This is a genomic window from Arthrobacter sp. M71 S08 (assembly GCF_059089725.1).
The window spans coordinates 469,041-481,527 of record NZ_JBNHEY010000003.1 but is presented as its reverse complement, the minus strand read 5'-3'; the positions used below and the strand labels follow the sequence as shown (position 1 = coordinate 481,527).

The following is a 12,487-nucleotide window of genomic DNA, read 5'->3' as shown; positions in this document are numbered from 1 at the left end:
GCGCCATGACGGCAACGGCGCCTGCATCCTCGGCGATGCGGGCCTGCTCCGCGGTGACAACATCCATGATGACGCCGCCCTTGAGCATTTCCGCCATCCCGCGCTTCACACGGCTGCTGCCGGTGGACATATGTTCATGAGGGAGTGGTCTAAGGGTCAATTCTTGCTCCATAGGAACGGGAAGCCTGTAAAGGCAGGCATTGGAATGATGGGACGAAACCCGGGTGTCCGCGGACACCCGGGTAGACGGCAAGCACCCGGATCAGCACTCGATGACGTTGACCGCGAGCCCGCCCCGCGAGGTCTCCTTGTACTTGACCTTCATGTCAGCACCGGTTTCCCGCATGGTCTTGATCGCTTTATCGAGGGATACCTTGTGCGAGCCGTCGCCGTGCATCGCCATGCGCGCTGCATTGATCGCCTTGTTGCTGGCAATGGCATTGCGTTCAATGCAAGGGATTTGCACCAAACCGCCGACGGGGTCGCACGTCAACCCCAGATTGTGCTCGATACCCACCTCGGCGGCGTTCTCGACCTGCTCCGGTGTGCCTCCGAGGACTTCGCAGAGCCCCGCTGCCGCCATGGAACAGGCCGACCCGACCTCGCCCTGGCAGCCGACCTCGGCGCCGGAGATGGAGGCGTTCTCCTTGAAAAGAATGCCCACCGCGGCGGCCGCGAGGAGAAAACGGACGATGCCGTCCTCGCTCGCTCCCGCAATGAACTTCTCGTAGTAATGCAGAACTGCCGGGACGATGCCTGCGGCGCCATTGGTCGGTGCGGTCACGATGCGGCCGCCTGAGGCATTCTCCTCATTGACCGCCAAAGCGAAAAGGTTCACCCAGTCCATTGCACGCATTGGGTCTGTATCATCCGTCCGTTTGGACAGATCGGCATACAACCTGGGGGCTCTCCGAGGAACGCGCAGGCCACCGGGCAGGACGGGTTCGGTGCGCTCGCATCCGTTGCGAACGCAATCCTTCATGACGGACCAGATATGCAGCAGTTCGCTGCGCAGTTCGTCCTCGGTCCGCCAGGACAGCTCGTTTGCGAGCATGATGTCGCTGATTCGCAGTCCCTCCCGCCGGCAATGCTCGAGAAGCTGGCCGCCGGTCGTGAAGGGGTACGGGAGCGGTGTCGTGTCCTGCACGATGCGGTCCGCGCCTGCAGCCTGCTCGTCGACGACGAAGCCGCCGCCCACCGAATAATACGTCGCAGCCTTGAGCACAGACCCATCGCTTTCATGGGCGGTGAACGTCATCCCGTTTGGATGGGCCGGCAGGGACTTGCGCCGATGGAGGATAACGTCCGCTTCCATGTTGAAGCCGATGGGCCGTACAGCGGCCAGGTTGAGTTTCCCCTCCCTGGCCGCATCGGCCACGATCTCATCGGCACGGTCGGTGTCCACGGTTTCGGGGGTTTCCCCCTGAAGACCGAGAACCACGGCCTTGCCCGAACCATGTCCATGACCGGTGGCCCCAAGGGAACCGAACAACTGGGAATGGACCCTGGCTACCTTTTCAAGCAGCCCCTCTGCTACCAGAACGTCAGTGAACCGCTTGGCGGCACGCATGGGTCCGACGGTGTGTGAGGACGACGGACCGATTCCGATTGAGAAAAGGTCCAGCGTGCTCAACGCCATTAACTTATCTCCGGTGCTTTGTATTCAGCCATGGCATCGACAAGCCACCGGCCCAGGTAGTCCGCAAAGGAAGACCTGGGGTAGAGGCGGAAAGTCTCCGCATCCACTTTCCGAAGGATCACCGGAACGTGCCCAATATTCGTGTTTACCGCTGTGCCCTCCTTGAAGACGCGCGGGTGAAGGTCTACCGGGCAGCCTTTCTCCAGGACGCCCCTCGCCGAGGGTCCGGTCAGTTCAAAAGTGGTCCGGTTGGCGGAAAGATCGAGCACAGAGCCGGGGGAACCCTGAAGCGCCTTTCGCAGTGCAAGGACAAGATGCTCGGGAGCTTCATCCGAAACCACCAGGAACTCGTCCGGCGCCAGCCAGAGGACAGAACGTCCGGACCCCGTGGTGACGAGTCCGTGCCGGTCCGGGAGCTGCACCCCGAGGACCTCCTCGAGCCGGTGCGCGCCCTCGCTCTGTGGCGTCGCTCGCAAACCGATCATGGTCTGGAACGGCACCTCGCGAAGGCTTACTCCGCGCTGGCCGTCCACGCTGGCGTCGGCGAAGGCATCTGCCAAATGACCTGCCGGGCTACGCCGCAAGGCGGCGTGATCAGTGGTACTGGTGTTCTCAAGGAGCGTGTCAGCCATCTCGGCGGTTCCCTTCCGGATCGTAAAGTACGGTTTCGGCGACGGTGACGTCGACGAGCTGGTCGCCTACCGGAGCCACAAGGGTTTCCCCTATGCGGTTGCGGCCGTTCTTGATCAAGGCCAAGGCGAATGAACGACCCAGCGCCTGGCTGTGATAGCTGGACGTAACATGTCCGACCATCGGAACAACACCCGCTCCGGCCTTCTCGATGGCTCCCTCCTCGACAAGCTGGGTTCCCTCGGGGAGCCTGATGTGCTTGTCCACAGGAAGCACACTCACCAGGTGCTTGCGGTCGGTGCGCTTGGTGTCCTCGCGTGAGTAGGAGCGCTTGCCCACGAAATCCTTGGCCTTGGAAATGATCCATTCCATGCCGGCATCCTGGGGTGTGATGGTGCCGTCAGTGTCCTGTCCGACGATGGGATAGCCCTTCTCGGCGCGAAGGACGTGCATCGTCTCGGTGCCGTAGGGGGTGATGTTGAACTCTGCACCGGCGGCGGCCACGTCCTCCCACACCTGCTGTCCGTACCAGCCCGAGACGTTAATCTCGAAGGCCAGTTCACCGGAGAAGGAGATACGGCAGACACGCGCAGGGATCCCCGAGGCGAGGGTGGTCTCCCGGAAGGTCATGAACGGGAACGATTCGTTGGAAACGTCCAGATCCGGTGCCAGCTTGGCGACGACTTCACGGGACTTTGGGCCGACAATTGCGATGGTGCTCCACTGCTCAGTCACCGAGGTGCAATTCACGTCCAGCTCCGGCCACTCGGTCTGGAGCCACTCCTCGAGCCAGTCCAGAACCTTTGCGGCGCCGCCTGTGGTGGTGGTCATGAAGTAGCGGCCTTCGTCGATGCGCAGGGTCACGCCGTCGTCGTAAATCATGCCGTCCGGAGTGCACATGACGCCGTAACGGGCGGAACCGGGGGCGAGCTTCTTGAAAGCGTTGGTGTAGATGCGGTTCAGGAACTCACCGGCATCGCTGCCCCAGATCTCAATCTTGCCCAGCGTGGTGGCGTCCATGAAGCCGACCGAATCCCGCACTGCAGCACACTCGCGCGCAACCGCAGCATCCATGTCTTCACCCGGCTGTGCGTAGTACCACGGACGCAGCCACTGGCCCACGATCTCGAACTCGGCGCCCTGCGCGACGTGCCACGGGTGGATCGAAGTGAATCGTGCCGGATCGAACAGGTCGCCTCGCTCGCGACCCGCCAGAGCGGCGAACGCCACTGGAGCGTAAGGAGCACGGTAGGTCGTGGTACCGATTTCGCCTGGGGTCGCTCCGCCGTTCAGCGCTGCGGCGATTACACCGATTGCGTTGACACCGGAGGTCTTTCCCTGGTCGTTTGCGGTGCTGATGGAGGTGTACCGCTTGATATGTTCCACCGAACGCATTCCCGCGCCCGTGGCCCGAAGTACGTCTGCAACCGTTTGATCGCGCTGCAGGTCCACAAAGTGCTCGCGCAAGTCCCCGAGTTGCGAGTTTTCGTCATGGACGAGCCACAGTGGCCGCGTCGGGCCCTGCGCCACAGGCGGCTGGGAGGAAACCGCGAGGGCATGGGCGCCCATCTCGTTGACGAAGCCGGCGTTGAACGCTGCCACCGATCCTGCGTGGCCGCCCTGCGCCAGGCAATCATCCGTGGCAAAGCTGCCCGCGGCGGCACCGACTATCTGCTGGCCCTCCACCGCATCGGACGGCACGAAAGCAACCAGGCTCTCGTCCCAGCGGACGCGGCCTTGCCGCTGGCTGTGAAGGTGAGTGACCGGGCTCCAGCCACCTGAAACGGCAACCAGGTCGCAGGCGAGTTCCGCGACCGGCCCGTACGCCAAGCCGTCGTCATTCAGCGAACGCACAACGGCACCGCTGACGCGCGGGTTGCCCACGGTATCCGCGACAACGGAGCCGAGCAGGACCCGTATTCCCTGGTCCGTGGCAGCCTGGGCCGCAGCGGACGCTTCAGGCCGGGCATCTGCGATCGCGGCGATGCTGATACCTGCGCCCTGGAGGTCGCTGATCAGGTCATACGCGCTGTCGTTGTTGGTGCTGATGAGCACTCGGGCGCCCGGCGCCACGGCGTAACGGTTGACGTAGGTGCGCACTGCCGAAGCGAGCATGACGCCTGGGCGATCGTTGTTACGGAAAACTATGGGACGCTCATGTGCACCGGTGGCAACTACCACCTGCTGGGCACGAATGTGCCACAGCCTCTGACGCGAGACAGCTGACATCTCGGGCGCAGCTGCCGCCTGCCCGAGGTGGTCCGTCCGGCTTTGGATGGCGATCACGTAATTGCTGTCGTAGTTTCCGAAGGCGTTGGTCCGCGAGAGGATGGTGACTTCCTCGGCGGCCTCCAGCTCGGCGCGAACGGAATCGACCCATTCGACGGCGGTCTGTCCGTCGATCGTGGCGCGCGGCGTGGACAGGAGCGAACCGCCAAGTTCCGGCTGGTCGTCGATAAGGATCACGCGGGCACCGGTGACGGCTGCAGCGCGGGCAGCGGCCAGTCCGCTGGGGCCGGCCCCGATGACCAGGACGTCGGTGTGGACGTACTTCTTGTCATAGACAGCCGTATCATCGGCCGGATCCAGCTGGCCCAGGCCCGAGAGGTACTCTGCGGAGAGTCCGTCGGTCAGTTCCACGGTGGTGGCCGGAAGCATCGACTCATTGACGCCGCCCTGGCCGCGGTGGTGAACCTTCACCAGCGCATTGGGTTCCTCGATGCCGGCGGACAGAATGCCGCGAGGCCTGCTCAGATAAAGCGAGGGAGCGGTTTCAATGACTCCGTTGGCCAGCAGCGCGGAGGCAAGGGTGTCCCCGGCGTGACCGGTGTAAGTCTTGCCGTCCACGGTGAAGGCCAGCTCCTGGGAGCGGTCGATCCGGCCGCCTTCGGCGACGCGGTGGGGCTGAGGTGTCATTTGGTCCCTCCAGCAATGGGGCCGGTGCTATCGGCTTGGGCGGACGTGATGTCGGGACGGGCCCCACCCGGAGGGTAGACGGCCGAGATCCTGTAGGTGACTGTGTCGCGGATGGCGTTGAACCATTTACGGCAGCCGGCTGCGTGCGACCAGCGTTCAGCGAACTGGCCTTTGGTGTTCTCGCGGTAGAAGAGGTAGCGGGCCCATTCTTCGTCGCTGAGCGCGTGGGGGTCTGCCGGATACTCCACGTGGGCCTGTCCGCCGTAGTGGAATTCGGTTTCGTCTCGTGGCCCACAGTTGGGGCACTGAATCTGTATCATGCCGTCTCTTCTTTCAGTGGGCCACGGCGGCTGCGCCGTGCTCATCGATGAGCGCACCGGTTACGAAGCGTTCAAGCCCGAAGGGTTTGTTGAGCTGGTGGGGCTCGTCATTGGCGATTGTCGCGGCGAAGCTCCAGCCCGCTCCAGGCGTTCCCTTGAAGCCGCCAGTCCCCCATCCGCAGTTCACGTACATGTTCTCAACCGGAGCCTTTCCGACAATCGGGGAGGCATCCGCCGTGGTGTCCACGATGCCGCCCCAGGTCCGAAGCAGGTGGGCACGGGCGAAGATCGGGAACAGTTCGACTGCGGCGGCCATCTGGTTCTCGATCACATGGAAGGATCCACGCTGGCCGTAACCGTTGTAGGCATCGACGCCGGCGCCCATGACCAGTTCGCCCTTATGGGCCTGGGAAACGTAGACGTGCACGTGGTTGGACATCACGACGGTCGGATGGACCATTTCATGCAGTTCGGAAACCAGAGCCTGCAGCGGGTGTGACTGGATGGGCAGGTCAAAGCCGGCCATCTTGGCCAGAACGCTGGAGTGACCGGCTGCGCACAACGCAACCTTGCCTGCGTTAATGGTGCCGCGGTTGGTCTTGACGCCGGTGACCTTGTTGCCGTCCTTGATGAAGCCTGTGACTTCACAGTTCTGGATGATGTCCACGCCGAGTTCATCGCACTTGCGTGCGAAGGCCCACGCCACGTGGTCATGTTTGGCGATGCCCGCGCGCGGCTGGAACGTGCCGCCCAGGATCGGGTAGCGGATCTTGTCGCTGATGTTGATGATCGGGCAGACTTCCTTGACCTGGTCAATGTCCAGCCACTCTGCATCGACACCGTTGAGCTTGTTGGCGTTGACGCGACGCGTGGAGTCACGGACATCCTGCAGCGTGTGGTCAAGATTCAGGACACCGCGCTGGCTGAAGAGGAAGTCATATTCGAGCTCCTCCGGGAGCTGCTCCCACAGTTTGAGCGAGTGCTCATAAATGGCCGAGCTCTCGTCCCAGAGGTAATTGGAACGGATGATCGTGGTGTTGCGGGCCATGTTGCCACCAGCCAGCCAGCCCTTTTCAAGGATGGCGATATTGGTCATGCCATGGTTCTTGGCCAGGTAGTAGGCAGTGGCAAGGCCATGTCCGCCGCCGCCGATGATGACTGCATCATAGGAGGACTTGGGCTCGGGATTGTGCCAGAGGAAATCCGGGTGCTCCGGGAGGAGATCAGCCATTACGCTACCTTGGTCTTTTGGGCGGAGAGGTTGGGGTACAGGGGGAATTTCTCGGCCAGGTTTTCAACCCGCTGCCGGAGTGCTGCCGCGGTTTCGTCACTGAACTCGCGCGTTAGGGCTGTGGCGATGATGTCCGCAACCTCGCTGAATTCAGCCGCGCCGAAACCTCGGGTGGCCAATGCCGGCGTGCCGACGCGCAGGCCCGAGGAGATCATCGGTGGGCGCGGATCGAACGGGACGGCGTTGCGGTTGACGGTGATCCCGATGCGGTGCAGCCGGTCCTCGCCCTGCTGCCCGTCCAACTCCGAGTTACGCAGGTCCACCAGGACCAGGTGCACTTCGGTGCCGCCGCTGACGACAGTCACGCCGTTCTCGGCTACGTCATCAGCAAGCAGCCGCTGGGCGATGATCCGGGCACCTTCCAGGGTGCGTTCCTGGCGGTCCTTGAATTCGGGCTCGGCTGCCAGCTTGAACGAAACGGCCTTTCCGGCAATGACGTGTTCCAGCGGGCCGCCTTGCTGTCCGGGGAAGACCGCGGAGTTGACCTTTTTAGCGATGGCGGCGTCGTTGGTGAGGATGATTCCCCCGCGCGGACCGCCGAGTGTCTTGTGCGTGGTGCTCGTGACAATGTGTGCGTGCGGGACTGGATTCGGGTGCAGACCTGCTGCCACCAGTCCGGCAAAGTGCGCCATGTCTACCATCAGGTAAGCACCTACGAGGTCGGCGATACGACGGAATTCGGCGAAATCCAGCTGTCGGGTGTACGCAGACCAGCCGGCCACGATCAGCTGCGGCTTGTGCTCAACAGCCAGGCGTTCCACCTCGGCCATGTCGATCAGCATGTCCTCTTCGCGGACTCCGTAAGGAACGACCTTGTAGAGCTTGCCGGAGAAGTTGATGCGCATGCCGTGGGTCAGGTGCCCGCCGTGCGCGAGGTTCAAGCCGAGGATGGTGTCTCCGGGCTGGATGAGGGCGAACATTGCCGCCGCGTTGGCCTGCGCACCGGAATGGGGCTGGACATTGGCAAAGTCGGAACCGAACAGCGACTTGAGACGGTCGATTGCAAGCTGCTCCACAACGTCGACGTGCTCACAGCCGCCGTAGTAGCGCTTTCCGGGGTAGCCCTCCGCGTACTTGTTCGTCAGGACGGACCCCTGCGCCTCCATAACGGCAGTAGGAGCGAAGTTTTCAGAGGCGATCATCTCCAGGGTGTTCTGCTGTCGTAGCAGTTCCTGCTCCACGGCGGCGTGGATCTCGGGATCGGTCTCTGTGAGCGAGCGGGTCAGAATCTCGACCATCGTTTCTCCTAAGTCAGCTCTAATATCCTCTTGATATATTAGTTGTGTGACTCAAGTATGCTATCGACTCACGGAGCCTGTCAACACCCCCTACGCACTGATCTTCAGCGGAGTAGGAAAGCTGGAGATTGCGGGGCAGACCGGGCCGATCTCGGGCATGGCGCGCTATGGTGCGCGGGCCGGCCTAAGCAGCGAAGAGAGCCTCGCGAACGGCATGCTCAAAACCAGTCACGTGAGCCCTCGCCAGTTCGGCGGATTTCACTTCATCACCGTCAATGACGGCACGCAGCAGGTCCAGGTGCTCATGCACGTGACGGGACAGGTCTGGAAGACGATCAAGAACCATGCACCAGATACGGGTTGCAAGGTTGTCGTAGCGGATGAGCACATCCTCCAGATGAGGATTGGCAGCTGCTGCGTATATACCCTGATGAACCCGCGCATCGAGCCGCAGGGTTTCCACGACGGACGCTGCATCGGTATCAAAGGTCTCAACTGCACGTATCACTGCCCGCAGCTCTTCCCGCGCGGCTTCGGTTGCCACGCGCGCCGCCCGGGCCGCGGCAAGGGGTTCTAGCTGTGTGCGAATCTCGGAGATGAAGGCGAGGTCTGTGACTTCCACCCGAGTGGCGAAGGTGCCCCTCCGCGGGTAGGAAACAACGAGGCGGTCCAGCTCCAGCCGCTTGAGGGCTTCACGCACCGGAGTCCTCCCCACACCCAGGTCCTTGGCAAGCTGGTCGTCATTGAGGAGGTCTCCCGGCCTGATGTTCAGCGTCAACAGCCGATCCCTGATGCTCTCGTACGCTACGTCTGCCAATGACTTTCTGGCGGTCTCGTCATCGACCGCAAGAGCCTCAAAAACCATAACGTCAAACCCCTCTTATCCCGAATGGCGACGGCTATTGACCCCGCCCCTCCGACCAGTATACGCTGAATGCCGAATCTAATATATCAGTATGGATTTTTCGAATATATCTAAAGGAGGAGACATGACCCTCATGGCACCAGATTCATCCACCAACACTCTTGCCCAGCCAGAGGCCAGCACGGAAGAACAGACGAGGAAGTTCGTTCTCACGCTGTCGTGTGTCGAGCGCGCCGGCATCGTTCAGGCGGTCACCACGTTCCTCTTCGAGCGTGGGTTCAACATCGAGGAACACCAGCAGTTCGACGACGGTCTCCGTCAGACACTGCATCTGCGAACTGCGTTCTCAGGTTCCTCCGAGTACACGCCCGAAAGGCTCAACGAAGAGTTCAGCGCGATCGCTGACCGGTTCGAAATGAAGTTCGGCTTTCATGACGAAACCAAGCAGCGCATCCTGGTCATGGTCTCCAAATTCGGCCACTGCCTCAATGACCTGCTCTTCCGCTGGCGCGGCGGCAGCCTCGGCGGCGACATCGTGCTTGTGGTTTCGAACCATGAGACCCACCGCGCCATGGCAGATGCGGCCGGCCTTCCCTTCGTCTACCTTCCGGTCACTCCGGAGACGAAGGCAGACGCCGAAGCGAGACTGCTGGAACTGGTGGCCGAGCATGACATCGACCTCGTCGTTCTCGCCCGGTACATGCAGGTGCTCTCCGACGATCTGTGCCGGGCGTTGGAAGGCCGGGCCATCAACATCCATCACTCGTTCCTGCCGGGCTTCAAGGGCGCACGGCCCTACCACCAGGCCTACGACCGTGGTGTGAAGCTCGTTGGGGCCACCGCCCACTACGTGACGGCGGATCTGGACGAGGGACCGATCATCGAGCAGGAAGTTATCCGGGTCGATCACAGCTACGGCCCCACTGCCCTTTCGACAGTGGGCCGGGACGCAGAGGCCCTCGCACTCTCACGCGCCGTTCGATGGCACTGTGAACACCGCGTGCTGCTGGATCGAACCAGCACAGTCGTGTTCCGGTAAGCAAATCAACTGAAGCAGCAGAGTCCAAAGACTAAATCAGCAGGAGAAAAGCACATGGCATCGACGCCGCGTATTGTCATCATTGGAGCCGGAATCGTTGGCACCAATCTCGCCGACGAACTGGTCACCCGGGGCTGGAACAACATCACCGTCCTGGATCAGGGACCGCTGAACATGCCCGGGGGTTCAACGTCCCACGCCCCCGGCCTTGTTTTCCAGACCAACCCTTCAAAGACCATGGCGCTCTTCGCCAAGTACACGGTGGAGAAGCTCCTGTCCCTCACCGAGGACGGCGTGAGCTGCTTCAATCAGGTGGGCGGCCTCGAAATTGCCACCACCGAAACGCGCCTCACCGACCTGAAGCGCAAACTGGGCTATGCAGAATCGTGGGGCATCGAGGGCAAGATCCTGACCAGCGAAGAGTGCAAGGAGCTTTACCCGCTCCTCAACGAGGAAGATATCCTCGGCGGGCTCTTTGTCCCAAGTGACGGACTGGCCAGCGCCGCCCGCGCCGTGCAGCTGCTGATCAAGCGCACCGAGGCCGCTGGAGTCAAGTACCTGGGCAACACCACCGTGACCGGGATTGAACAGTCCAACCGCCGGGTCACCGGCGTCGAAACGTCCGACGGCGTCATTCCGGCAGACATCGTTGTCTCCTGCGCCGGTTTCTGGGGCGCCAAGATCGGAGAGATGATCGGTATGTCCGTTCCGCTCCTCCCGCTGGCCCACCAGTACGTCAAGACCACTCCCGTGCCGGCTCAGAAGGGCAAGAACGAACTGCCCAACGGCGCTACCCTGCCCATCCTGCGCCACCAGGACCAGGACCTGTACTACCGCGAGCACGGCGACCGCTACGGCATCGGATCCTACGCGCACCGCCCCATGCCCGTGGACCTTGACGAGCTCGCCAACTATGAGCCGAGCGCGATCAGCGAACACAACATGCCATCCCGGCTGGACTTCACGCTGGAGGACTTCCTCCCCGCGTGGGAGGCCACCAAGCAGTTGCTTCCGGCGCTGCAGGAAAGCGACATCGAGGACGGCTTCAACGGCATCTTCTCCTTCACCCCCGACGGCGGTTCCCTGGTGGGCGAGTCCAAGGAGCTGGACGGCTTCTTCGTGGCTGAAGCCGTGTGGGTGACCCACTCTGCCGGTATTGCCCGCGCTGTCGCCGAACTGCTGACCACCGGAAAGTCGGAGATCGACCTGGGCGATTGCGACATTCACCGCTTCGAGGAAATCCAGCTGACCCCCGAATACGTGAGCGAAACGTCCCAGCAGAACTTCGTGGAGATCTACGACGTCCTCCACCCTCTCCAGCCCAAGCTCTCCCCCCGCAACCTCCGGGTGAGCCCCTTCCATGCACGCCACAAGCAATTGGGCGGATACTTCCTGGAAGGCGGCGGATGGGAACGCCCCTACTGGTTCGAATCGAACGCCGAGCTGCTGAAGGAAATGCCGGACGAGTGGCAGCCGCCGGCCCGCGACGCCTGGTCCGGGATGTTCAGCTCGCCCATTGCGGCCGCCGAAGCCTGGAAGACCCGCACGGCAGTAGCCATGTACGACATGACTCCGCTCAAGCGCCTTGAAGTTTCCGGCCCCGGAGCCCTGAAACTGCTCCAGGAGCTCACCAGCGCGGAGATGAACAAGAAGCCCGGTGCGGTCACCTACACCCTGTTGCTGGACCACGCCGGTGGCATCCGAAGCGACATCACGGTGGCGCGCCTGAGCGAGGACACCTTCCAGCTCGGCGCCAACGGCAACATCGACACCGCCTACTTCGAGCGGGCGGCCCGCCACCAGACTGAAACCGGCACCGCCAGCGACTGGGTCCAGGTTCGGGACACGACCGGCGGCACCTGCTGCATCGGCCTGTGGGGCCCCCTTGCCCGTGACCTCATCGGCACCGTCAGCAGCGACGACTTCAGCAATGATGGTCTTCGCTACTTCCGCGCAAAGAAGGTTGTCATCGGCGGCGTCTCCGTCACCGCGATGCGCCTGTCCTACGTCGGCGAGCTGGGCTGGGAGCTCTACACCAGCGCTGACAACGGACAGCGCCTCTGGGATGCCCTGTGGAAGGCCGGTCAGCCGTTCGGCGTCATTGCGGCAGGCCGCGCAGCATTCGGCTCGTTGCGTCTCGAAAAGGGCTACCGCTCTTGGGGCACCGACATGACCACGGAGCATGATCCGTTCGAAGCCGGCGTCGGATTCGCGGTGAAAATGACCAAGGAGAACTTCGTCGGGAAGGCCGCACTCGAAGGCCGGACAGAGGAGAACTCCGCCCGCCGCCTGCGGTGCCTGACGGTCGACGACGGCCGCAGCATCGTGTTGGGCAAGGAACCGGTCTTCTACAAGGAGCAGGCGGTCGGCTACGTCACCAGTGCTGCGTACGGCTACACCGTTGCCAAACCGATCGCCTACGCCTACCTTCCGGCCGCTGTTTCCATCGGCGATTCGGTTGAGATTGAGTACTTCGGACGCCGCATCCAGGCAACGGTCACGGCCGATCCGCTGTACGACCCCACCATGACCAGGCTCCGCGGCTAATA

General features: G+C 62.5%; 9 protein-coding genes and 1 pseudogene. 2 read left to right on the top strand and 8 right to left on the bottom strand.

The window, feature by feature from the left end:
• The 8 genes and pseudogenes from AC5RTB_RS09620 to AC5RTB_RS09585 form a co-directional block, all read right to left on the bottom strand.
• Positions 1–130 (bottom strand): annotated as a pseudogene (locus AC5RTB_RS09620) (pyridoxal 5'-phosphate synthase lyase subunit PdxS); the annotation flags it as partial.
• A 132-nt stretch (positions 131–262) separates the two neighbouring features.
• Positions 263–1,639 carry an L-serine ammonia-lyase gene (locus AC5RTB_RS09615; protein WP_494060839.1) on the bottom strand — a complete coding sequence of 459 codons (1,377 nt, stop codon included), beginning with the start codon at positions 1,637–1,639 and terminating at the stop codon, positions 263–265.
• Positions 1,639–2,271 (bottom strand): sarcosine oxidase subunit gamma, encoded by a 633-nt coding sequence (locus tag AC5RTB_RS09610; RefSeq protein WP_494060838.1) that lies wholly within the window; start codon positions 2,269–2,271, stop codon positions 1,639–1,641. The genes AC5RTB_RS09615 and AC5RTB_RS09610 overlap by 1 nt, the downstream gene beginning before the upstream one ends.
• A complete protein-coding gene (locus AC5RTB_RS09605; protein ID WP_494060837.1) occupies positions 2,264–5,185 on the bottom strand; it encodes a sarcosine oxidase subunit alpha family protein in 2,922 nt (973 codons plus the stop codon). Before AC5RTB_RS09605 ends, AC5RTB_RS09610 begins: the two co-directional genes overlap by 8 nt.
• Complete coding sequence (locus AC5RTB_RS09600; protein ID WP_494060836.1) at positions 5,182–5,505, bottom strand: sarcosine oxidase subunit delta; 324 nt, start codon at positions 5,503–5,505, stop codon at positions 5,182–5,184. The genes AC5RTB_RS09605 and AC5RTB_RS09600 overlap by 4 nt, the downstream gene beginning before the upstream one ends.
• A gap of 13 nt (positions 5,506–5,518) precedes the next feature.
• The gene (locus AC5RTB_RS09595; protein ID WP_494060835.1) at positions 5,519–6,736 is read right to left on the bottom strand and encodes a sarcosine oxidase subunit beta family protein; all 1,218 of its coding nucleotides are present in this window, start codon (positions 6,734–6,736) and stop codon (positions 5,519–5,521) included.
• The gene (gene glyA / locus AC5RTB_RS09590; protein ID WP_494060834.1) at positions 6,736–8,034 is read right to left on the bottom strand and encodes a serine hydroxymethyltransferase; all 1,299 of its coding nucleotides are present in this window, start codon (positions 8,032–8,034) and stop codon (positions 6,736–6,738) included. The genes AC5RTB_RS09595 and glyA overlap by 1 nt, the downstream gene beginning before the upstream one ends.
• A 184-nt stretch (positions 8,035–8,218) precedes the next feature.
• Positions 8,219–8,899, bottom strand: a complete 681-nt coding sequence (locus AC5RTB_RS09585) for a GntR family transcriptional regulator (RefSeq protein ID WP_494060833.1) — start codon at positions 8,897–8,899, stop codon at positions 8,219–8,221.
• A 124-nt stretch (positions 8,900–9,023) separates the two neighbouring features.
• Here AC5RTB_RS09585 and purU point away from each other — a divergent pair, with 124 nt between their 5' ends.
• Together purU and AC5RTB_RS09575 are read left to right on the top strand one after the other, a co-directional pair.
• Positions 9,024–9,938 (top strand): formyltetrahydrofolate deformylase, encoded by a 915-nt coding sequence (gene purU, locus AC5RTB_RS09580; protein WP_494060832.1) that lies wholly within the window; start codon positions 9,024–9,026, stop codon positions 9,936–9,938.
• A gap of 54 nt (positions 9,939–9,992) precedes the next feature.
• Positions 9,993–12,485, top strand: coding sequence for a GcvT family protein (locus tag AC5RTB_RS09575; RefSeq protein ID WP_494060831.1), 2,493 nt, complete (start codon positions 9,993–9,995; stop codon positions 12,483–12,485).
• Positions 12,486–12,487: the final 2 nt, after the last annotated feature.